The sequence below is a fragment of the Novosphingobium oxfordense genome, from assembly GCF_044029435.1.
Lineage (GTDB): Bacteria > Pseudomonadota > Alphaproteobacteria > Sphingomonadales > Sphingomonadaceae > Novosphingobium.
Genome location: NZ_CP147005.1, coordinates 1846296 through 1867060 on the forward strand (window position 1 = coordinate 1846296; position 20765 = coordinate 1867060).

At 64.4% G+C, this 20765-nt stretch carries 22 protein-coding genes; 7 read left to right on the forward strand and 15 right to left on the reverse strand.

All coding sequences use genetic code 11. From position 1 onward, the window contains the following. The first annotated feature begins 23 nt into the window (after positions 1-23). Together htpX and WBP07_RS08555 are read left to right on the forward strand one after the other, a co-directional pair. On the forward strand, positions 24-911 hold the full coding sequence (gene htpX / locus WBP07_RS08550; protein WP_395395759.1) for a zinc metalloprotease HtpX: 888 nt from the start codon (positions 24-26) through the stop codon (positions 909-911). 145 nt (positions 912-1056) lie between these two features. Continuing rightward, a complete protein-coding gene (locus WBP07_RS08555; RefSeq protein WP_395395508.1) occupies positions 1057-2472 on the forward strand; it encodes an SRPBCC family protein in 1416 nt (471 codons plus the stop codon). 42 nt (positions 2473-2514) lie between these two features. Here the strand turns inward: WBP07_RS08555 and WBP07_RS08560 are convergent, their stop codons facing one another. The 5 genes from WBP07_RS08560 to WBP07_RS08580 form a co-directional block, all read right to left on the reverse strand. Further along, positions 2515-3264, reverse strand: a complete 750-nt coding sequence (locus WBP07_RS08560; protein ID WP_395395509.1) for a carbonic anhydrase — start codon at positions 3262-3264, stop codon at positions 2515-2517. A 64-nt stretch (positions 3265-3328) separates the two neighbouring features. Further along, complete coding sequence (locus WBP07_RS08565; protein ID WP_395395511.1) at positions 3329-4132, reverse strand: LysR family transcriptional regulator; 804 nt, start codon at positions 4130-4132, stop codon at positions 3329-3331. A gap of 61 nt (positions 4133-4193) precedes the next feature. Further along, complete coding sequence (apaG, locus tag WBP07_RS08570) at positions 4194-4592, reverse strand: Co2+/Mg2+ efflux protein ApaG (protein ID WP_395395512.1); 399 nt, start codon at positions 4590-4592, stop codon at positions 4194-4196. A gap of 90 nt (positions 4593-4682) precedes the next feature. Continuing rightward, positions 4683-6071 carry a PAS domain S-box protein gene (locus WBP07_RS08575; RefSeq protein WP_395395760.1) on the reverse strand — a complete coding sequence of 463 codons (1389 nt, stop codon included), beginning with the start codon at positions 6069-6071 and terminating at the stop codon, positions 4683-4685. Then, positions 6050-7258 (reverse strand): trans-sulfuration enzyme family protein, encoded by a 1209-nt coding sequence (locus WBP07_RS08580; RefSeq protein WP_395395514.1) that lies wholly within the window; start codon positions 7256-7258, stop codon positions 6050-6052. Before WBP07_RS08580 ends, WBP07_RS08575 begins: the two co-directional genes overlap by 22 nt. A gap of 101 nt (positions 7259-7359) precedes the next feature. Here WBP07_RS08580 and WBP07_RS08585 point away from each other — a divergent pair, with 101 nt between their 5' ends. Further along, positions 7360-8646 carry a phospholipid carrier-dependent glycosyltransferase gene (locus WBP07_RS08585; protein ID WP_395395516.1) on the forward strand — a complete coding sequence of 429 codons (1287 nt, stop codon included), beginning with the start codon at positions 7360-7362 and terminating at the stop codon, positions 8644-8646. Positions 8647-8817: 171 nt separating this feature from the next. On the opposite strand, the gene WBP07_RS08590 is transcribed toward WBP07_RS08585, so the two are convergent. The 8 genes from WBP07_RS08590 to WBP07_RS08625 all read right to left on the reverse strand — a co-directional run bounded on the left by WBP07_RS08590 (position 8818) and on the right by WBP07_RS08625 (position 14885). Beyond that, on the reverse strand, positions 8818-9312 hold the full coding sequence (locus WBP07_RS08590; protein WP_395395518.1) for a hypothetical protein: 495 nt from the start codon (positions 9310-9312) through the stop codon (positions 8818-8820). 117 nt (positions 9313-9429) lie between these two features. After that, positions 9430-10113 (reverse strand): DUF2238 domain-containing protein, encoded by a 684-nt coding sequence (locus WBP07_RS08595; protein ID WP_395395520.1) that lies wholly within the window; start codon positions 10111-10113, stop codon positions 9430-9432. Further along, on the reverse strand, positions 10068-11252 hold the full coding sequence (locus tag WBP07_RS08600; RefSeq protein ID WP_395395522.1) for a glycosyltransferase: 1185 nt from the start codon (positions 11250-11252) through the stop codon (positions 10068-10070). The genes WBP07_RS08595 and WBP07_RS08600 overlap by 46 nt, the downstream gene beginning before the upstream one ends. 58 nt (positions 11253-11310) lie before the next feature. Further along, positions 11311-12354: a 3-isopropylmalate dehydrogenase gene (gene leuB / locus WBP07_RS08605; RefSeq protein ID WP_395395524.1), complete on the reverse strand. Its 1044-nt coding sequence runs from the start codon at positions 12352-12354 to the stop codon at positions 11311-11313. Positions 12355-12374: 20 nt separating this feature from the next. After that, entirely contained in the window at positions 12375-12980 is a 606-nt protein-coding gene (locus WBP07_RS08610; protein ID WP_395395526.1) for a DNA repair protein RecO, read from the reverse strand. Positions 12981-13061: 81 nt separating this feature from the next. Further along, positions 13062-13310: an accessory factor UbiK family protein gene (locus tag WBP07_RS08615; RefSeq protein WP_395332228.1), complete on the reverse strand. Its 249-nt coding sequence runs from the start codon at positions 13308-13310 to the stop codon at positions 13062-13064. Between the two features lie 129 nt (positions 13311-13439). Beyond that, entirely contained in the window at positions 13440-13994 is a 555-nt protein-coding gene (locus WBP07_RS08620) for a TspO/MBR family protein (protein WP_395395528.1), read from the reverse strand. 114 nt (positions 13995-14108) lie between these two features. Continuing rightward, positions 14109-14885, reverse strand: coding sequence for a TlyA family RNA methyltransferase (locus WBP07_RS08625; protein ID WP_395395530.1), 777 nt, complete (start codon positions 14883-14885; stop codon positions 14109-14111). 47 nt (positions 14886-14932) lie between these two features. On the opposite strand from WBP07_RS08625, the gene WBP07_RS08630 reads away from it, so the two are divergent. Continuing rightward, positions 14933-15469 carry a hypothetical protein gene (locus WBP07_RS08630; protein WP_395395532.1) on the forward strand — a complete coding sequence of 179 codons (537 nt, stop codon included), beginning with the start codon at positions 14933-14935 and terminating at the stop codon, positions 15467-15469. A gap of 765 nt (positions 15470-16234) precedes the next feature. Then, positions 16235-17335, forward strand: a complete 1101-nt coding sequence (locus WBP07_RS08635; protein ID WP_395332220.1) for a branched-chain amino acid aminotransferase — start codon at positions 16235-16237, stop codon at positions 17333-17335. Positions 17336-17405: 70 nt separating this feature from the next. On the opposite strand, the gene WBP07_RS08640 is transcribed toward WBP07_RS08635, so the two are convergent. Next, complete coding sequence (locus WBP07_RS08640) at positions 17406-18032, reverse strand: TetR/AcrR family transcriptional regulator (protein WP_395395534.1); 627 nt, start codon at positions 18030-18032, stop codon at positions 17406-17408. Between the two features lie 197 nt (positions 18033-18229). On the opposite strand from WBP07_RS08640, the gene yghU reads away from it, so the two are divergent. Then, positions 18230-19078 carry a glutathione-dependent disulfide-bond oxidoreductase gene (yghU, locus tag WBP07_RS08645; RefSeq protein WP_395395536.1) on the forward strand — a complete coding sequence of 283 codons (849 nt, stop codon included), beginning with the start codon at positions 18230-18232 and terminating at the stop codon, positions 19076-19078. A 53-nt stretch (positions 19079-19131) separates the two neighbouring features. Here yghU and WBP07_RS08650 read toward each other — a convergent pair whose 3' ends face one another. Further along, positions 19132-19983 carry a LytTR family DNA-binding domain-containing protein gene (locus tag WBP07_RS08650; RefSeq protein ID WP_395395538.1) on the reverse strand — a complete coding sequence of 284 codons (852 nt, stop codon included), beginning with the start codon at positions 19981-19983 and terminating at the stop codon, positions 19132-19134. Between the two features lie 326 nt (positions 19984-20309). On the opposite strand from WBP07_RS08650, the gene WBP07_RS08655 reads away from it, so the two are divergent. Further along, positions 20310-20765 (forward strand): c-type cytochrome, encoded by a 456-nt coding sequence (locus tag WBP07_RS08655; RefSeq protein ID WP_395395540.1) that lies wholly within the window; start codon positions 20310-20312, stop codon positions 20763-20765.

Genomic DNA, 20765 nt, shown 5'->3' on the forward strand with positions numbered 1-20765 from the left:
ACGATTTCAAGGAGTTTAAGGAAGTGAACGGGATGAAGACGGCCATGCTGCTGGCGGCGCTGACAGCGCTGTTCATGGGCCTGGGCTATGTGTTCGGCGGCAGTGGCGGCGCGATGATCGCGCTGATCGTGGCGGCAGGCATGAACCTGTTCACCTTCTGGAACGCCGACAGCATCGTGCTGAAAATGCACGACGCGCGCGAGGTGGACGCCCGCTCCGCGCCGGAATTCTATGGCTTGGTCGCCGAACTGGCGCGCCGCGCACAGTTGCCGATGCCGCGCGTCTACCTGATCGAAAGCGCCAACCCAAACGCCTTTGCGACCGGCCGCAATCCGGAACACGCCGCCGTCGCCGCCACCACCGGTCTGATCGACCGGCTGACGCGCGACGAAGTGGCGGCGGTGATGGCGCACGAGCTTGGCCATGTGAAAAACCGCGATACGCTGACCATGACCATGGTGGCGACGATTGCCGGCGCGATTTCGATGATCGCCAACTTCGGCATGTTCTTCGGTGGTCATGGTGAAAATAGGCCCAACCCGATGGTGGCAATGGCAGCCGTCGTGATGGCGCCGTTCGCCGCGATGATCGTGCAGATGGCAATCAGCCGCACGCGCGAATTCAGCGCGGACCGGGCCGGGGCAGAGATCAGCGGCAATCCCCGCGCCCTTGCCTCCGCGCTCGCCAAGATCGCAGGCCCGGCGCAGGCGATCCCCAGCGTCGCGTCGGAACGCAATCCCGCCGCCGCGCAGCTCTACATCGTGCCTACCGGCGTGTCGGACTTGTTCTCCACCCACCCGGCGACCGAGAAGCGCATAGCCGCGCTGATGGCGATGGATGCATCGCAGGCACCTGCTGGCCCGACGGCGGCGGTTCGCCGCGCCTCCGCCCTCGATCCGCTGCGGAAGTAAGTCGGCAGGGAGAGGTTCCGGCCTCTCCCTCCCCGTCCCCACTTAGCGCGCCCGCGATGCGCCTTGCGTCTCCGGCCATTGCCTGCCCCGCCCAGGGTTGTACATTCGTTCAACACGAATGAAGAATAACCCGAGAGGTGTCGGAGTGCTGAAATCTGTCGACGGCGGGCTGCGGACCGTCCCCTATCCGATCGACGATCCTGAGCGGATCCCGGTCAAGCGCTACTACGATGCCGACTTCTATCAGGCGGAGCTGGACCACCTATGGCCGCACGTCTGGCAGATGGCCTGCCGCGAGGAACAGATCCCCGAGGTTGGCGACTGGATCGAGTACGAGAATGTCGGCAAGTCCGTCATCATCGTGCGCACCGCCAGCGGCGTGAAGGCGTTCCACAACGCCTGCCGCCACCGCGGCGTGCCCTTCGCGGGCGGCACCGGCCATGCGCACGGCAACTGCACGAAGTCCGGCTTCGTCTGCCCGTTCCACGGCTGGCGCTGGAACATGGATGGCGAATCCACGCAGGTCTACGGCAAGCACCTGTTCTCCGACCGGCAGCTCAATCCGGACGACATCAACCTGATCCCCTGCCGCGCGGAAACCTTCATCGGCTGCGTGTGGATCAACCATGACGACGATGCGCCTTCGGTGCGGGAATCGCTGGGACCTGTCGCCGATAACCTGGAAGCCCGCAATCTGGACAAGATGCGCGCGGAATGGTGCTATGGCGCCGAACTGCCGGCCAACTGGAAGGTCGCGATGGAGGCCTTCATGGAAGGCTACCACGTGATGCAGACGCACCCGCAGCTGCAGCACGCCGCGCCGATGATGTACGATTCCATGTACAAGAGCCCGCGCGGCCCGGTGCCGATCATGGCCGAACCGCACTTGTCCTATCGCGAGAACCAGGAGTTGCAGGTCAATTCCATGGCCCTGCTCAGCGAAGGCATGGCCGGCATGGTCCACGAAAAGGAAGTGGAGATCGCGCGCGGGTTGATCGGTATCGAGGAAGGCCTGCCCGAAGACCAGAACATGGCCATGTTCCACTGGCTGGGCATCGTCATGCACCAGATCTCCGCGCAGCTGACCGCGCGAGGCGAGCCGGTGCCGGACCTTTGCACGGTGGCGCAGACCCATCCGGTGAAGGCGGTGGAATTCCTGTTCCCGCACTACTTCCTGCTGCCCTACTTCACCTCGATGTCGGCCTATCGCATCCGCCCGACCGGGCCGGAATCCTGCTATTTCGAGATCTGGTCGCTGACGTACATGCCGGAGGACACGGACTTCGAAACGGTGATGGAAGCCACCGTGCTGCCGTATAACAGCCCGGACTTCCCGCCGATCCCGCGTCAGGACTATTCGAACATCCCGATCCAGCAGAAGGGCCTGCATGCGACCGGGTTCGAATTCATGCGCCTGTCGAAGGACGTGGAAGGGATGATCAGCAACTACCAGCGGATCATCGACGGCTACCTGAAGGGCGTGCCGCAGGAACAACTGGCCCAGGCGATCCACAAGCTGGGCGGCAATTTCGACGGCCCGATCGAGGATCTCGGCTTCTGAGGATGGCAACCGGGGACGGGATCGAACCGTCCCCGGCTCCATCTATTTGTTCATGCGCATTGCCGGCGGGATCGGCAGCAGTTCCACTTTGCCGGTAGCGACATCATAGACCGCCGGGACGACCTTCAGTTCACCGGCCTTCACTTTGCCTTCCACCACGGGGGAGGAATTGATCAGCGTCGCTGCCTGGATCACCGCATTCTGGCGTGTGACCACCATCGGGTCCGCACTGCCGCTCATGTAGACGGCCGGCAGGATTGCGGGAAACAGCGCGCTGATCTGGCCGGGCACTTCCGGGTTCTCGATCGCCGCCTTCACCGCACCGCAGTTCGAATGGCCCATCACCACCACCGCCTTTATGCCCAGCACGGCGATCCCGTATTCCAAGCTGGCGATGATCTCCGGCGTGGTGATGTTGCCGGCAACGCGGGTGACGAACAGGCGGCCGATCGGCTCGTCGAACACCATCTCCACCGGCACCCGCGAATCGGCGCAGGATAGTACCCCGACGATAGGCCACTGCCCTTCGGCCGCGCGGGCCTTGACAATGGCCAAGTCCTTGGTGTGCGCGGTGGGCGCCCCGGCAACGAACCGCGCGTTGCCGTCCATGATCTCCTTCAGCGCCTGATCGGGCGAAAGCGTTTCGGGAGACGCCGACGCGGCCGCCGTAGGCTCGGCAGCCAAGCCGATTGCCGGCGCTGCGGCCAGCGCGGCAACGGCGCCGATCACGTTGCGACGTGTGGTGCGGCAGCAAGTATCGGACGTGTCGGAGGGGTTTTCGATCAAGGACATGGCAATCTCCAGCTTGATGCAGCCGGAACCTACCACGCCCTTCAAGTCATTCGCCAGCCCCGGCTTAGTCGGCCTCGGTCAGCGCGGCGACCAGCGCCTTCACCTTCTTCTGCCGCCACTGCGGCAGCGGCGCGACCAGCCAATAGGCGCGGCGGCACGGGGTGCTGGCACCAACCTTGATCCGCTTGCCTTCCGCCAGACCTGCGGCCAGCAGCGCAGGAACGCGCACCCGGCCCAGGCCGGAGGCGGCAGCGGCAACGGCCTGCCCGGCGTCGGCAAGCTGGATCGCAGGCTTCGCGTCCTCAGCTTCCGGACCTTCGTCACTGTCCGGTGCGGGATCGCCCGGCCATCCGATCCAGTCGCCCTCACCCATTTCGACCCATTCGGCCGCGCCAAGGCGCACGCCTTCCAGATCGTCCGGCCCCTCGGTCCAGCGCACGGCGAGGTCGAGGTTGGCTTCGGTGAAGTCGGTCAATTCGCCATCGACAAGCACGTAGCGCACTTGCGGATTTTCGGCCCGGAACGCGGCAAGGCGCGGCGCCAGCCAAGCGGCGAAGAACTCACGCGGGGCAGCGATGGTGTAGACGTGGCTGGACTGGCCGGCCTGCATGGCCTGCACGGCATCCTCGAAATGGAGGAACCCGGTGCGCAGTGCCGAAAGGCCGGCGCCCGCTTCCTCGGTCAGTTCCAGGCCCTTGCTGGTGCGGCGGAACAGGACGACACCCAGCAGGTCTTCCAGCGCGCGAATTTGCTGGCCGACCGCCGCCGGCGTCACCGCCAGTTCGTCCGCCGCGCGCGTAAACGAGAGATGACGTGCCGCGGCGTCGAAGACCCGCAGGGCATTGAGAGGCAAGTGCGTGCGCTTCATGGCGCTTCCCTAAGCGCTTGGCGTTTCTGCGGCAACGGTGAAGTCTGCCGGGCAGAAAGACTCAGCCGACGCGGGCGGGCGCGGCAAGCGGGAAGAAGGGAATCAGCGCCTCGAACTCGGTACCGTCGCCGCGCACGAAGGTGTAGTGCCCTTCCATCGAACCCTGCGGCGTGGAAAGCGGGCAACCCGAAACATAGTCATGGCTGCGGCCGGGATGAATCACCGGCTGTTCGCCCACCACCCCTTCGCCCTCGACAAGGTTCACTTCGCCGTTGCCATCGGTAATGCGCCAATGGCGCGTCATGAGCTGGAGCGTATCATCCGAATCGTTTTCGATCCGGATGTGGTAGACCCAGAACCATTTGCCCGCCTCGATACGAGACTGCTCGGGCAGGAAGTTCACCGCGACGCGAACGGTCACCCCGTCGGTGATGGCGCTATGTTGGAACAATTCCTTCATGATACGGCCAACCTTACCGGCTAACGACTTATACGCAACTCTTAGACCCATTGCCCTGCTCCCGCAAATTGCAGGAAAATTATCGGTGGATCACGATAATGACGAAACGGGACATTCAAGCTGCCAAGTGAAACCTGCCAGGTCGTAGGATATCTCGACAACGGCATCGAGCTTCACGCGCGGCACGTCGACGATGATGCGGGTGCCGAAGCCAGGTCTTTCAGGCGCTGCGACCGCGGGGCCGCCGCTTTCGCGCCACGAAATGCGAAAAGTCGGATCATCTCCGCATGCCGGGACGACCGACCAGACGATCGCCACGCGCCCCGTGGCGCTGGAAAGCGCGCCGTATTTGAGCGCGTTGGTGCCCATTTCATGGATGGCCATGGCCAGCGCCTCCGCAGCGCCGGGCGACAGCATCACCTCAGGCCCGGTATAATCCACCTGCGCCCGCAAATCTCCCAGCGCCTGCAGTTGCACATCGACCATCTCGCAAACCGGCACATGCGACCATGCCCGGCGCACCAGCAAGTCCTGATTGGCCGCCAGGCTGCGAATGCGCTGTTCAAGCCTTTCGAGGAAATCGGGCCGGGCAATATCGGTGCGCCGGGCCAGTGACTGGATGATCGCCAGCATGTTCTTGCTGCGGTGGTTCACTTCCTGAAGCAGCAGTTCGATGCGCTGTTCGGCATCGCGCATCTCGGTCACATCGGTATTGGTGCCGAACCAGAACAGGACGGCGCCGTCGATATCGCGAATCGGCGTCGCGCGGGAGAGGAACCAGCGCCACTCTCCGTTCGCACCGCGCAGCGGGAAGGTATCCTCCCAATCCTCACCCGATGCGAGGTGCTCGTGAAAGCGCGCGGTCACGGATTCGATATGGTCGGGATGCTGCACCGTCTGGCGGCCGAGGCCTTGCATCTCCTCCGGCGTAGTGCCGGTGTAGTCGAACCAGCGCTTGTTTCGCCAGATGACCTTGCCATCGCTTTCGGCGATCCAGGCGAGCTGCGACATGTTGTCCGCCAGCAGGCTGAGGCGCGCCTCGCTTTCTTCCAACCGCCGCAAGGTCTGCTTCTTGGGCCCGATATCGCGAGCGATCTTGCTGGCGGCGACGACCTTGCCCTGCGCATCACGTACCGGCGACACGGTAACCGCCACATCGATTGGGCTGCCATCCTTGCGGCGGCGCACCGTCTCGAACGTGGGCACGCGTTCGCCGCGCGTGATGCTGGCGATGATCGCGTCTTCCTCTGCCTGCCGATCCTCCGGGATCAGCGTGCGCACGTTCATGCCGACGATTTCTTCGGCACTCCACCCGAAGATGCGTTCGGCCGCCTGGTTCCAGCTCAGGATCGTGCCGTCGAGCGACTTGCCGACAATGGCATCGTCACTTGATTCGACGATCGCCGCGAGAAACGCCGCGGCGTCGGTCCCGAGCTGGGGCCCAAGTTCGGTAGGGTTCAGAGACCCGCCTTCGCCAATGCCTGATCGAGGTCCGCAATCACGTCGTCCGGATCTTCCAGGCCGACGTTGATGCGCAGCATGCCTTCGCCGATTCCCATCGCCTCTCTCGCTTCCGGGCCCATGTTGTGGTGGGTCGTGGAGGCAGGATGACACATCAGCGAGCGCGAGTCGCCGATGTTGTTGGAAATGTCGACCAGTTCCAGCGCGTCGAGCAGCGCGTGCGCCTGCGCGCGGCCGCCGTCGAGCACGAAGCTGAAGATCGGGCCGCAGGCATCCATCTGCTTCATCGCCAGCGCCTGTGCCGGGTGGCTGTCCAGCCAGGGGTGCAGAATCTTGGGCACGCGGCCGGCGACGAACTGACCCACCTTCAGCGCGTTCTCGCTCTGGCGCTTGGCGCGCAGGTCCAGCGTCTCAAGTCCCTTCAACACCACCCAGGCGTTGAACGGCGAGAGATTCGGCCCGGTGTTGCGCTGGAACGGCAGCAGCTTGTCGTTGATGAATTCCTCGCTGCCGCAGACGGCGCCGGCCAGCACGCGGCCCTGCCCGTCCATCAGCTTGGTTGCGGAATAGGCCACCACGTCGATGCCGAATTCCAACGGGCGCTGGAGCGCCGGGCTGCAGAAAGCATTGTCCACCACGGTGGTGATGCCGTGCGCCTTGGCGATTTCGGCAATGGCGGCCAGATCGGCGACGTCCATCGTCGGGTTCGCCGGGGTTTCGAAGAAGAATACCTTGGTGTTGGGACGGATCGCCGCTTCCCAGGCGGAAAGATCGGTGGCGTCCACCACGGTCACGTCCACGCCGAAGCGCGGCAGCAGGCTGTCGCCCAGCCAGCGGCACGATCCGAAGGCGGCGCGCGCGGAGACCATGTGGTCGCCCGCCGAAAGTTGGCAGAGCAGCGCGGCAGTCATCGCCGCCATGCCCGAAGCCTGCGTGCGGCACGCTTCCGCGCCTTCGAGCAGGGCGATGCGTTCTTCCAGCATCTGCACGGTCGGGTTCTGGAGGCGCGAATAGGTCATGCCGTCGTCCTCGCCCATGAAGCGGGCGGCAACGGTGGCGGCATCGTCATACGAATAGCCCGAGGTGAGGAACAGCGCTTCGCTGGTCTCACCCATTTCAGAGCGCCAGGTTCCCCCGCGAATTGCGCGGGTGGCGGGGCGCCAGTTGCGGGTCTGGTTGCGGTCCTGTCCGGTCGTGCGTTTCATGGCCACGGCTCTAAGGTTGCGGAAGGCAGGATGCAAGCGCCGGTGACACCCCACAAGGTAGCCTTGCAGTCGCCCCGTATCCCCCTTATTCCGCGCCCTCAATGCTGCCGAACGCTTCCCGCAACGACCGTGACCCGCTCGGCTGGTGCCTTGCCGTAACCGGACTGTTCTTCGCCCTCGCGATCTGGCGGATCACGACGCCCAGCGTCTATTATTTCGACGAAGTCCACTACGTCCCCGCCGCGCTGAAGATGCTCGACCTGATTCCCACGAATCGCGAGCATCCGCTGTTCGGCAAGGAAGTCATCGCCTTCTTCATCCACTATCTGGGCGACAATCCGGCGGGCTGGCGCGTGGGGCCGGTGCTGTTCGGCACGGCCGGCCTGTTCGCCTTCGGTCGGCTGGTCTGGCACGCCTCGCACCGCCGCCGGGCGACGATCACCGCGATCGTGCTGCTGGCAACCAACTTCATGTGGTTCGTGCAGAGCCGCATCGCCATGCTGGACATGGTGGAGGCGGCGATGTGCATGGTCGGCCTGTGGCAGTTCGCCGCTGCACTGAACGCCAAGACCACTGGCGCGGCGCGCGGGCGGCTGGCCGCGGCGGGCATCGCCATGGGCCTCTCGCTGGGGGCAAAATGGAGTAGCGCGCCAGCGCTGATCATGCCGGGCCTGTGCTTCCTGGTGCTGCGCATTCGCGAGACCGGGTGGAAGTTCCTGGGCCAGCGCCGCGCCGGGCCGATCCCGGGGGTTTCGCTGGTGGAAGCCGCGTTCTGGCTGGGGCTGCTACCTCTCGCCGTCTATTGGGCCACCTACACGCCCGCGATGTTCTACGCCCGCCTGACGCTCTCTCCCTACGACTTCATCGGCCAGCATGAGCTGATGATCCGCCTTCAGGATAGCGTGAAGAAGCCGCACCCCTACCGCAGCTTCTGGTATCAGTGGGCGGCCGATTGGCGGGTGATCTGGTATCTGTTCAAGAACGTGGACGGCGCCCATCGCGGCATCGTGATGCTGGGCAATCCCTTCTCGATGCTGGCCGGGCTGCTGGCGTTCTTCTGGGGCCTGTGGGCCGCGCTGTTCCGCCGCCGCAACGACATTGCCGCCTTCTGCGTGCTCTATGCCGCCACGCTGATGATCTGGGCTGTGAACGGCAAGCCGGTGCAGTTCTACTACCACTACCTGCTGCCGGGCGCCTTCCTGATGGCGCTGCTGGCCTTTGCGCTGGAGGCGCTGTGGCAGCGCAAGGACCGTTGGCGCAATCTGGCGACGCTGTCGATGGCGGTCACGCTGGGGATGTTCGTGCTGTTCTTCCCGATCATCTCGGGCCTGCCGCTGCCAACGGACGAGACCTACAACTTCTGGATGTGGCTGCCGAGCTGGCGTTGAGGGGTTTACACCTCCCTTCCCACTACCTCTGTTTCGTCATCCCCGCGAAGGCGGGGATCCCGCTTTCCTTCGGCAACGTCGCGAAAAAGAACAAGCGGGACCCCCGCCTTCGCGGGGGCGACGGAGTGTTTTCGGAAACGCTACGCTCTAGACAAAAAACGGTTGGGCACCTCACGCCATGATCCGGTGCGTCGCGTCGCGCTGGGCAAGCATCGCCTTCCAGTTCGGCAGCGTCGTCGCTGCGAGATACTCGGCCTGCATCTCCGGCGTCAGCACCTCGACCATGCGATTGCCTTCCATCCAAAGCTCGATCACGCCGAACGCGCCGCCGCGCTTGCAGTATTTGGCCGGCCAGCCCTCTCGCGCGGCAATCAGGAAGATCTGAGCCGGACCCAGTTGCGTTGCCATGGCGAAATGCGTGGCGCTGAGCCCGCCCTCACCCGGCGCACCGGGCGTGCCCATATACTCGCCCTTGCCCGGCGCCTCGATCAGCTGGGTGCCGCGCGGGTAGACCTCCACCATCGTGTTGCGCTCGTCGCCCGCGTGCGCAAGCCAGCTCCCCTCGGCCACCGGCGGAAACGGCGTCGCTTCGCCGCCCAGCAGCTCTGCCAGCACTTCGGCCACCCGCTGCGGATCGCGCGCGTCTATGGAAAGATGAAAGATCATGCGCTTCTCCCCGGCCCGAAGAGGGACCTGTTCGTGAAAGGAAGAAACGGGATTGTCGCGGCCGGTTCAAAGCCTATCCGGCGAACGTTCTAGTTCCGCCGACCAGCGACACCGCAGCTACCGAAAGCGCGCCCGCACCCGCAGGACGATCGCGGCAGAGACCGCGCCGAGTCCCGCCATCGCCATGTCCTTTTGCGGATCCCAGGGATCGCCCTGCTGGCCGTTGTAGGCCATGGCGTCAGGCCCGGCCATGAACACCGTCAGCAGCCATTCGAAGATTTCGTAGAGCGCGCTGCCCGCCAGCACGAACTCCACCGCGATGTAGGTCGCCAGAGCCGGAGACAGCCCCTTGTGCCGCGCCAACCATGCCGAGATCGGGTGGACCCAGAGCGCACCGAACGCGAAATGGACCAATCGATCCCACGAATTACGCTCCAGCCCCAGCATGGCGGCCGGCGACGGCAGGCCCAAAGCGCGGGCCCAATCCTCGTAGGGAACGTAGGAATAGATGTAGCGTCCGCCGATCGTGTGCAGGATCAGGAACAGGCATAGGCACGCGATGGCACTCGTCGGCATCGGCCAGCGACGCAGCGCCCAGCCTATCGCAGCCAGAACCGCCAGCGTCGGCAGGTTCTGCAAGGGCGCCAGGCGCGGAAACGGCGTATCGACAAGACTGAACAGCGCCGCCGCCGCGGTAAGCAGCAGCAGCGCCGTCTGGATGCGCGGCACGCCGTGCCGCGCGAAACCTGCGGGGATCAGTACTTGCCCCAGACGAACTTGTTCGACAGCGCGAAGTTCCACACCGACGCCAGCACGATGCCGATGATGGCGGCAGCGTAGTCATGGAAGCCGATGCGCACCAGCGCGGTCGACGCGCCGATATTGGCGATCATGCCGAAGGCGCAAGTCAGCGCGAACTGGGCCCAGCCACGCATCAGCGGGCCGAAACCGCGCAGGCGCTTGTCGGCATAGGTCAATTCGTTGTTGAGAACGAAGTTGAACGTCATCGCCACGATCGCCGCGATCGTCTGGCCGGTGATGAACGCCACTTCCTTGGGATAGTGGCTCATCGCGAATTCCGCGCCGAACAGGTGGAGCACCAGCGCCAGCACGGTCATGTGCAGCACCGCGCCCAGCCCGCCTACGGTGCCGAACAGTGCGAAACGGGTGGGAATGAAGCGGCCAAGCCACTTGTCGTAAAGACCAACGAGGAATTCGAACACGACCGTCCTGTCCAGCTTGCTCTCACCTTCCGCGCGCGCGGCGAAGTGAAGGGGAAACTCCTTGACCCGCAACGGCGTATCCACCGTGGCGAGAATGTCGAGCAGGATCTTGAAGCCCACGCCCGAAAGCCGATGCGCGTCGGCCCGCAGAATCTTGGTCGGCAGCATGAAGAAGCCGCTCATCGGGTCGCTAAGATCGACGCCGGTGACCTTGTTGGCGATCTTGTTGGCAATGCCGGACGCCTTCACGCGGTCCGGACGGCCCCATGCCTCAGTGCTGGCGCCTTCGGCGAAGCGCGAGGCATAGGCAAGGTCGTACTCGCCCGAGGCGATCGCCTTCAGCATCTGCGGCAGCAGTTCGGGATCGTGCTGGTGATCCGCGTCCATCACCGCCACCACCGGCGCGGCGGTGGAGCACATGCCCTCGATCGCCGCGCTGGCAAGGCCGCGACGGCCGATACGCTGGATGCAGCGCACGCGCGGATCGCGCAGCGACAGGTTGCGCGCCTCGTCCGAAGTACCGTCAGGGCTGTTGTCGTCGACGAAGATCGCTTCCCACGAAACGCCCTTGAGCGCCTTGTCGAGACGATCGATCATCGTCGCAAGGTTCTTGCGCTCGTTGTAGGTCGGCAGGACGACAGCCAGCTCAAGCGGCTTGGATGCCTGAGCGGTGGCTGCGTCTACGGCCTCTGCAAGATCGGTAGGGGTAATGTTCATGCGCCCTGTTTTACGTGGTAAACCTGAAGAAACCTTAGTGGCGATCAAAGACGCCTGATTACAGACGGGCCAGAACCGCGTCCCCGATCTCGCGGGTGCCGGCGGAACCGTCAAGGTCGCCGCCCTTGATTCCATCGGCCAACGTCTTCGCCACCGCAGCCTCGATCCGCACCGCCTCGGCCTCAAGGCCGAGCGAGTGACGCAGCAGCATCGCTGCCGAAAGGATCGTCGCCATTGGATTGGCAAGCCCCTTGCCGGCGATGTCGGGCGCCGAACCGTGGATCGGCTCATAAAGGCCGTAGGAGCCTTCGGCAAGGCTGGCCGATGCCAGCAGGCCGATGGAGCCCACGCACATCGAGGCCTGGTCGGAAAGAATGTCGCCGAACAGGTTGCCGGTGACGATCACGTCGAACTGGCCGGGGTTCTTCACCAGCTGCATCGCCGCGTTGTCGACGTACATGTGGCTGAGTTCGACCTCGGGATATTCCTTGGACACCTCGATCACCACGTCGCGCCACAGCTGCGAGGTTTCGAGGACGTTGGCCTTGTCCACCGAGCAGAGCTTTTTCGAACGGGTCATCGCCGCCTGGAAACCGGCATGCGCAATGCGGCGCACTTCGTCCTCGGCATAGGACATCATGTCCCAGCCCTGGCGGCGGCCGTCTTCCAGCGTGCGGATGCCCTTCTCGCCGAAATAGACGTCACCGTTCAGCTCACGCACGATCAGCAGGTCGATCTTGGCCGCGACTTCCTCGCGCAGCGTGGTCAGGTCTTCCAGACCCGGGAACACGCGCGCCGGACGCAAGTTGGCGAAGAGGCCCAGTTCCTTGCGCAGGCCCAGGATGGCCTGTTCGGGGCGAAGGTGGCGCTCCAGATGGTCGCACGAGAAATCGCCAACCGCACCGAACAGGATCGCGTCGGCAGAGCGCGCGGTCTCCAGCGTTTCGGCCGGCAGCGGGTGGCCGTGCTTGCGATAGGCGACGCCGCCCACATCGCCCTCGACGAGTTCGAGGCCGGGAAGTTCAAGCGCCTTGAGAACGCGCACTGCCTGCTCGGTGACCTCGGGACCGATCCCGTCTCCTGCAAATACCGCAATGCGCATGTACATTCTCCGTTTGGCGTTTAGCCGTGAATCCGCCTGAGCCGCTCGCGCAGCAGGACGCGCGCCCCCATAACGTCTCCGCGCCGTTCGGCAAGCGGATAGCGCGCCAGCTCCGGGCCGAGCCGGTCGAAAGTCGTAAGGATGGCCTGCCAGTCGTCATCCGCCGGACGGCCCACCGGAACCCCGTAACCCAGCTCCCGCAGCAGCAGGACTTCGAAGGAAAGCAAGGGCATGACCCACCCGCGCGCGGACGGCGCAACGCAGATCGCATCGAGCACGGCAGCTAGCGCCTGATAGAGCGTGGGGAACGCCTGTCGTTCGGGCAGCGCGGCGGCCGCCAGCGCGGTCACCCAGGATATCGCGGCGGCGGGCAAGGGTTCACTAAGCCACGGCCCACGAGATTCGAGCAGTTCGACCCGCGCGAAGGGAAGCTGCTCTTCGGTTTTCGAACGCAGGTCGGCTTCGACGAGATTGCCGGGAATCAGTACCGGGCGAAGCTGCCGCCCGCGCCCTCCGGCGACATAGGCGGCAACCACGCCGGCCTCCTCGGTCAAAAGGCGCGCGATGATCGCGGTTTCGCCGTGGGGCCGGGTGGCGCAAACGATGGCAGGGGCACGCAACTGCATGGGCTGCGGCTAGCGATGCTTCAGGAAACGCGGGGCGCGGTGAAAGGCGGCAGGCCGATCAAGGACGCAGCCGCCGGGCGATCACTCGCCCGACTTGCCTTCCAGCTTGGCGATGCGGGCCTTCAGGTCCTCGATCTCGCCACGCGCGGTCGCGGCCATTTCCTTCACTGCCTCGAACTCCTCGCGACTGACGAAGTCCATGTCGCCCATGAATTCACGGAAGCGCTCGCGCGCATTGTCGCGCGCCTCGCGGCCGACACCGGCCAGCGTGCCGGCGGCGCTGTTCATCATCTTGACGAAATCGGCGACGAAGGGGTTTTCGCTTTGCATGGGGGCTATTTGGTCGCTTGCGCCCCCGTACGCAAGAGCGCGCTTAATTCTTCGTTTGAAAATCCGGTGCAGCCGGATTTTGCGGCCCATGCCGCATAAAATGCGCCGCAGCACATTTTTGAAACACGTTTAGATGTTGAAACGCTCAACCGCGCGCGGACCTTCCACCCCGTCCATATCCGGATTGAGCTGGAGGAACGCGAAGTTCAGATAGCTCGCGAAGCAGATCCACAGCAGATAAGGCACCAGCAGCATCGCAGCGACCGGGCGAACGCGGGCGAACATCAGGATCGTCACGATCACTGCCGCCACCATCAGGCCCAGCACCACCAGGCCGCCGGTCATCTTGTGCATCGCGAAGAACACCGGGCTCCACGCTAGATTGAGCACGAACTGCACGACGAAGGCGATTACCGCCGACCCGCGTCCGCGGGCGCCACGCGCCGCGCAGATCATCGCCAGCGCCAGCCCCATCAGCACGTAGAGCAAGGTCCACACGATCGCGAAAGTGATCGGCGGGGGATAGATCCCGGGCTTGGCCAGCGCATCGAACCACGCGTTGCCCGGCCCGCTTCCGGCAATCTTGCCCGAAAGAAAACCCAGCAGCACGATCAGTGGCACAAGCACCAGCGACCAGCGCAACAGGCTGGCACGCAATTGGGCCGGTGAGGCAATCGGGTTCATTCCCTGGCAACCCCCGAATCAGGAAAAACCATCAAGTTCGGCGGTTTGTGGTACGACAAATGCCAACGCGCAATGATGCGTGCCGCAAAAGTCACCCGATCTGCCCGTTATGCATCACCCACGGGACGCGGAAATGAGGAATTCCACGTTTCCTTCCGGCCCTTTGATGGGACTTTCGACGATTCCCTGAATCGCCCAGCCCTCACCCTCCAGCCAGTCGCGCACCTCACCGCAGACGCGCTCATGCAATGCGGGATCGCGCACGACACCGCCCTTGCCCACTTCGTTGCGGCCCACTTCGAACTGCGGCTTGATCAGGGCCACCACGCGGCACTGCGGTGCCGCAAGGCGCAGCGGCGCTTCCAGAACCTTGGACAGCGCGATGAAACTTGCATCGCACACAACCCAAGTGCACGGTCGGTCGATCTCGCTAGGCGTAAGGATGCGGGCGCTGGTCTGCTCCAGCACGGTGACGCGCGAGTCCTGCCGCAGCTTCCACGCAAGCTGGTTGGTGCCCGAATCGACCGCGAAGACATGCTCCGCCCCGTTGGTCAGCAGAACGTCGGTGAAGCCACCGGTGGAACTGCCGATATCCATCGCCGTCACGCCGGTCGGGTCCAGTTCGAAATGTTCGATGGCGTGAGCCAGCTTGATCCCCCCGCGCGAGACCCAGGGGTGATCGCGCCCGCGCACTTCCAGCGGGGCGTCGGCCTTGATGCTCTGCCCCGGCTTGGCGATCTTGGTTTCGCCCGAAAACACCAGCCCTGCCAGCACCATCGCCTGCGCACGGGTGCGGCTTTCGACCAGCCCGCGATCGACCAGCAACTGGTCCACGCGCGCCTTGGAAGGGCTTTTCTTTTCGATATGTCGGGGCTCGGACGGGTCGGTCATGGCTTTGTGCACTTGAGAAGGAGCGCGCCTCATTCCATACCGGGGCCATGAAGGCAAATCCGCGCCGGCTAGCAGCCGACCCGTCGTTCCCCCGCAAACTTGTTGCAAGCGCCCCGCTGACCGTGCTGGCGTTGCTTGCCGCCTGCGTGCCCGCGCCCAAGGCGCCGCCGCCCACGCCGCGCCCGGTGCCGACCCAGGCTCCCCCGCCGGCGGCCCCGCCGCCCGCCAGCTGGCAGGATGCACCGCAAACGGCCGGCGACTGGCGCATGACCGCGCCGGGGACGGCCACGTTCGCCGACGGCCTGGTCACCCTGCGCTGCAATCGGCAGGCCGGCACCGTCACCCTGGCCCGGTCCGGCAGCGCCTCGGCACCCAGCCTGACCGTGCGCACATCGGAATCGGCGCGCACATTGGCGGCCTCTGCCACCACCACCGGTCTTTCGGTGGACTTGCCGGCGCGCGACGGGCTGCTCGATTCGATGGCCTTCAGCAAGGGCCGCTTCGCCATCGAGGCACCGGGCACGGCCACGCTTTACGTGCCCAGCTGGACCGAAGTGTCGCGCGTGGTCGAGGACTGCCGATAAGGCCTGCCAAAGTGCACTGGTGAACGGGACTCGCCGAACGCGCGAAAATGCGTTCCGCAGGCCTGTTTCGCCAGCCCCTCGACAGTCGTTTTTGCAGCAAAATCGGCGGGATTCAGGCCGCACTCCGCGGCCCCGGCAATCGAGTCCAAGACTGGCTCAAAGGCTGGGGATAACTGGCCCGAAGCATCGATAATGACCGCAAAAAAAACGAATACAAGACTTGTTGTGCGGTGCGGAATCGGAGACACATTTGAACAGGGCAGAGGGACCCTGGGAAACGCGCCCGGAAGCACCCCGAAGCCCAGCCGCTTTAACCAGCGGCGCCCTATGGCTCAAACAGCGCGAAAGGAGGTGATCCGATGTCTCATGGTTCAGCAGAGAGGTCGGCTTTTTCCGTCGCGAGGCATTATCGCTGAATTGAATTCGCGATAAAGGCTTTCGCTGGCGGCACTTCCGGCCGCTGACCATGCGAAGGGCCGCACCGGGCAACCGGGGCGGCCCTTCTCATTTTGGCCCAAATGCATTTTGGGTCCAACGCTCGCAACCGCAGCGCAGATGCAATCCACGCAGCGCATTTCGCACTGGCCCTCGCGCCGAAGCGGGCGCAAGGAGCATCCTGCTGCAGCATTGGCCAAGTTCCCGGTTTATCCGCCTCGACGCCGTGCTAAAGCTATAAGCGTGAGTATCAAAATTACTTTCTGATTGCCTTAAGCGTAATTTTCATTCAGAGGGCGCAGGCAATCGCAGTCTAGAGGATTTCGTTCGATGGCGACGCTCGCCGATGCCGGCCTGACTTTCAGCACTCTGCCCCACCCCGCGCCGACCAGCGCCGAAACGCGCGAGACCATTCTCGCCAACCCCGGCTTCGGCACCAATTTCTCCGACCATATGGTGGTGGTCGAATGGACCGAGGGTAAAGGATGGCATGACGCCGTAGTGGGCCCGCGCCAGCCGATCGCGCTCGATCCGGCGGCGGCCGTGCTGCACTATGCGCAGGAAATCTTCGAAGGCCTGAAAGCCTACAAGCAGGCTGACGGCTCGATCGCGCTGTTCCGCCCCGAAGCCAACGCCGCGCGTTTCAACAAGTCGGCCGAACGCCTGGCCATGCCCGAACTGCCCGAGGCCCTGTTCATCGAGGCGATCGAGCGTCTGGTCCAGGCCGACCGCGACTGGATCCCGGCTGCCGAGGGCGCTTCGCTCTACCTGCGCCCGTTCATGATCGCCACCGAGGCGTTCCTGGGCGTGCGTCCGGCCAAGCAGTACAAGTTCATCGTCATCGCCAGCCCGGCCGGCAACTACTTCAAGTCCGGCGCGCCGGCCGTCTCTATCTGGGTTTCGGACTATACCCGAGCGGCACCTGGCGGTACCGGAGCGGCCAAATGCGGCGGCAACTACGCCGCCAGCCTGGTTCCGCAGGCCGAGGCGATCTCGCGCGGGCATGACCAGGTCGTCTTCCTCGACGCTGCCGAGCACAAGTGGATCGAGGAACTGGGCGGCATGAACCTCTACTTCGTGTTCGAGGACGGCACCCTGCTCACCCCTGCCCTCACCGGCACGATCCTGCCCGGCATCACCCGCGACAGCCTGCTGCAGCTCGCTCGCGAGGAAGGCCTGAAGGTTGAGGAAGGCAAGTACAGCCTGGACCAGTGGCGCGCCGATGCCACCTCCGGCAAGCTGATCGAGACTTTCGCCTGCGGCACCGCTGCAGTGGTAACCCCGGTCGGCAAGGTTTCGGGCCGCGATGGCGAGTTCGTCGTCGGCTCGGGCGGCCCCGGCCAGATCACCGCCAAGCTGAAGAACCGCCTGGTCTCGATCCAGCGCGGCGAAGCGGCGGACACGCACAACTGGATCCACAAGATCGCCTGAAACGAAAAGGCCGGCGGGGAACACCCCGCCGGCCTTTTTCATTGCATGTCTCTGCCGGAATGAAGCCCGCTCAGATCTCCACCAGACCGCATTGGCGCAGCATCGCCATATGCGTGCGCGTCAGGCGCTCCACCGTTTCATCGACCGACAGATCGGGCCGTACGCTGTTGCGATAGACCCGGGGTGCCACCATCGACCAGGTGAGCAGGAACGTCGCGAAGACTTCCCCTTCCATCCCCTCCCCCTTGGGCTCGTTTGCGAAATGCACGCCCAGATCTTGCGCCAGCCTGTCAAACGTCACGTAGCGATCGGCAATCCGGCCGGGCGAGAGGAACTCTTCCGTCCACAAGGCGACCACTTCCGGATTTTCCAGAACGTAGCGGATGACAAGCCGCGTGCGGTTCTCCGCCGTGTCCACGGGCGCCAGCACGGTTGCAAGCTGCCGCTTCGACCATTCGCGAATGGCATCGATCAACGCCTCGCGATCGGCGAAGTGGTAGTAGACCGTCGTGCGGTTGACTCCGGCTTCACGCGCGACTTCCGAAAGCGACAGGGCCTCCATTCCCTTTGCCGAAACCAGCTTCACCGCGGTTTCGATCAGAATCAGGTGCGTCTCCTCGAACCCCTTGTTTCGGCGACGCGACTGGTTGTTTCCGCCCGCTCTGGTGCCGGGCTCTTTTTCAATCGATTGAATCATGCCCCTCCTGCTTGGACATCCCTGTCTCCGCAGTCAACGCATTAAGCGGGTTTCCGCTCCTCATACTTTCGGCTCATAAGATTGATTTATTTACTTTAATTAATACGCCCCGGGTGTCTTTCCGAAGCACTGCAAAGGGTTGCCGGGCGGCCTGTGCCTTCCTACCTCTCCCGCGACGTTACCCATGGAGTGCCCGCATGCCCGAAAACACCTACACACCGCCGAAAGTCTGGACATGGGACAAGGACAATGGCGGCGAATGGGCCAAGACCAACCGCCCCGTCTCCGGCGCAACCCATGAGCAGACGCTGCCGCGCGGCACGCATTCACTTCAGCTTTACTCGCTGGGAACCCCGAACGGCCAAAAGGTCACCATTATGCTGGAAGAACTCCTTGCCGCCGGGGTGACCGGTGCAGAGTACGACGCATGGTTGATCGACATCGGCCAAGGCGATCAATTTGGATCCGACTTCGTCGCCATCAATCCGAATTCCAAGATCCCCGCCCTGCTCGATTACTCCGGCGAAAAGCCCCTGCGCGTGTTCGAATCCGGCTCGATCCTGTTCTACCTTGCCGAGAAGTTCGGCATGTTCCTGCCCACCACGCAGCCCGGCCGCGCCGAATGCATGTCATGGCTGATGTGGCAGATGGGCACCGCGCCGATGATCGGCGGCGGTTTCGGCCACTTCTACGCCTATGCGCCGGAAAAGTTCGAATATCCGATCAACCGCTACGCTATGGAAACCAAGCGCATCCTTGACGTGGCCGACAAACGCCTTGCCGAAACCCGCTATCTGGCGGGCGACGAATACACGATCGCCGACATCGCCTGCTACGGCTGGTTCGGCGGCTTCCTGCGCGGCGATGCCTATGGCGATGCCGCCACGTTCCTGGATGTGCCCAGCTACGCCAATCTCGTCCGCTGGGGCGAGGAACTGGCCGCGCGCAAGGGCATTCAGCGCGGCCGGATCGTCAACCGCAATGGCGACGGCTTCGTGCGCGAACGCCACTCGGCCGCCGATATCGACGCAGTGCTGGCCGGCTGACCCTCGTTCGCGATGCGGTGGCGCCCCCCTCGCCGCCGCATCGCCGAGCGGACTTACGCAACCCCATCCCGGTATTGAAGGAACCCGGCCCGCTCCAGATCCCGGACGGATTCCCGCGCCACCGGCGCAGTTTCGCCGTTCACCAGATGGATCGTCCGGTTCCGCCCCTCCATGTCGATCGAGGCGATCCCGCCAGCTGCCACCCACCAGCTGCGATGCACCTGCGATCCGGGGCAATCGTCCATTTCGGCCACTGCATCGCGCAAGCGCATGAGAAGCAACTCGCTTCCGGCAGTCCCATGAACCCGCACATAGTGGTCTTCCGCCTGCAGGGCGATGATCGGGCCACGGAACCCTTTTGGCAGGCGCCTGGCCAGACGCGGTGAGGCGGTGCCGGAGGACGACGCATTGGCCGCCTTCGGGCCATCGGCCAGCGCAAACTGCGCTTGATCGACAGCGACCGAAGGCGCCAGTCCATCATCGGGCCGCGCGGTCGAGAAGCTCTCGCGCAGATGGTCGTCCGCGCTTCTGGCCCACATCGTCACCAGCAGCACTCCGACGGCGCTGAGCATGGCGAACGGCAGCAACCCGCCGAACCCGCCGAGCGCGTGGAAGAACACACTGGCGCTCCACTCCCACAGCAGCGCCAGCGGGAAACTGGACAGCAGCACGCCCCAGGAAATCAGCATTCGCCGCGGCAGCGACGTAACGTCGGCGATCGCTGCCCACAGCAGGAGCGAAGGACGCACCAGCACATAGGCGCCCATCAGCAGCATCCACCAGTGCCACACCCGACCAGGGAATTCGGCCTGCCCATACGTGCCGAAGGGACCCAGGAATCCGATCAGGGCGGCGAACACCACCATTCCCCACATCTCGATCAGGACGCGACGCAGCCAGCTCACGAAACTCTCTCCCGTTCACGCGACGCAAGCTGGAAAATTCCACGATTTTCGCCTGTTTGACGCCCGTTCCACATACGTAACGCATTAGCGATTGCGGGCCAATCGCCTCGTGTCAACCGATGCTCAACCACGCCGGAGCGCTACGCCCGGCACCGTGAGGAGCAGGATCATGACTCGCGATTTTCGTCCCCTTGCCTTTGCCGGCACCCTGGCGGTCCTGGCCCATATCGTGGCCTTCGCCGTCGTCCTCGGCTGAGAGGCGGCGGCGGTTCGCAGGCCGCCTCCGACAACAATAAAATCAACGATCAGGATTGGGAGAGTTCACGATGAAAGCACGATGGCGCGCTTGCGCCCTGGCCCTTGCCGCAGCCGCAGTGGCCACGCCCCTGCTCGCCGCCCCCGCCGATGCCGTGCGGACCCGCATCGCCGGTTTTCGCGAACTCGGCGCGGCTTTCAAGGCGGTGAACGACGGTTTGCGGGGCGACGTCCAGACCGTGCTGATCGCCCAATCCGCGCGCCAGATCCGCAATGCGGCGCACGCCCAGTACGAATGGTTTCCCGCCGGGTCCGGTCCGCAAGCCGGCGTGAAGACGCGCGCGAAGCCGGAAATCTGGCAACAGGCGGCAAAGTTCAAGGCCGCGCAGGATGCCTTCGCCAAGGCGGCGGACGATTTCCAGCGGGTCGCTTCCGGGAAGGATGTCTCTGCCATCCGCGCCGGCGCGCAAAGGCTGGGCGGTACCTGCAAGGGTTGTCACGACGCTTTCCGCGGGCCGGAAAACTGA

Excerpts from the sequence above, each read along its gene's own strand:
- WBP07_RS08610 (WP_395395526.1), bottom strand. The coding sequence starts at position 12,980 with ATGCAGTTGCGTGCCCCTGCCATCGTTTGCGCCACCCGGCCCCACGGC.
- WBP07_RS08580 (WP_395395514.1), bottom strand. The coding sequence starts at position 7,258 with ATGAAACGCACGACCGGACAGGACCGCAACCAGACCCGCAACTGGCGC.
- WBP07_RS08600 (WP_395395522.1), bottom strand. The coding sequence starts at position 11,252 with ATGAACATTACCCCTACCGATCTTGCAGAGGCCGTAGACGCAGCCACC.
- WBP07_RS08585 (WP_395395516.1), top strand. The coding sequence starts at position 7,360 with ATGCTGCCGAACGCTTCCCGCAACGACCGTGACCCGCTCGGCTGGTGC.
- WBP07_RS08620 (WP_395395528.1), bottom strand. The coding sequence starts at position 13,994 with ATGAACCCGATTGCCTCACCGGCCCAATTGCGTGCCAGCCTGTTGCGC.
- WBP07_RS08560 (WP_395395509.1), bottom strand. The coding sequence starts at position 3,264 with ATGTCCTTGATCGAAAACCCCTCCGACACGTCCGATACTTGCTGCCGC.
- WBP07_RS08565 (WP_395395511.1), bottom strand. The coding sequence starts at position 4,132 with ATGAAGCGCACGCACTTGCCTCTCAATGCCCTGCGGGTCTTCGACGCC.
- WBP07_RS08630 (WP_395395532.1), top strand. The coding sequence starts at position 14,933 with ATGAAGGCAAATCCGCGCCGGCTAGCAGCCGACCCGTCGTTCCCCCGC.
- yghU (WP_395395536.1), top strand. The coding sequence starts at position 18,230 with ATGCCCGAAAACACCTACACACCGCCGAAAGTCTGGACATGGGACAAG.
- WBP07_RS08635 (WP_395332220.1), top strand. The coding sequence starts at position 16,235 with ATGGCGACGCTCGCCGATGCCGGCCTGACTTTCAGCACTCTGCCCCAC.
- WBP07_RS08615 (WP_395332228.1), bottom strand. The coding sequence starts at position 13,310 with ATGCAAAGCGAAAACCCCTTCGTCGCCGATTTCGTCAAGATGATGAAC.
- apaG (WP_395395512.1), bottom strand. The coding sequence starts at position 4,592 with ATGAAGGAATTGTTCCAACATAGCGCCATCACCGACGGGGTGACCGTT.
- WBP07_RS08655 (WP_395395540.1), top strand. The coding sequence starts at position 20,310 with ATGAAAGCACGATGGCGCGCTTGCGCCCTGGCCCTTGCCGCAGCCGCA.
- WBP07_RS08640 (WP_395395534.1), bottom strand. The coding sequence starts at position 18,032 with ATGATTCAATCGATTGAAAAAGAGCCCGGCACCAGAGCGGGCGGAAAC.
- leuB (WP_395395524.1), bottom strand. The coding sequence starts at position 12,354 with ATGCGCATTGCGGTATTTGCAGGAGACGGGATCGGTCCCGAGGTCACC.
- WBP07_RS08590 (WP_395395518.1), bottom strand. The coding sequence starts at position 9,312 with ATGATCTTTCATCTTTCCATAGACGCGCGCGATCCGCAGCGGGTGGCC.
- WBP07_RS08625 (WP_395395530.1), bottom strand. The coding sequence starts at position 14,885 with ATGACCGACCCGTCCGAGCCCCGACATATCGAAAAGAAAAGCCCTTCC.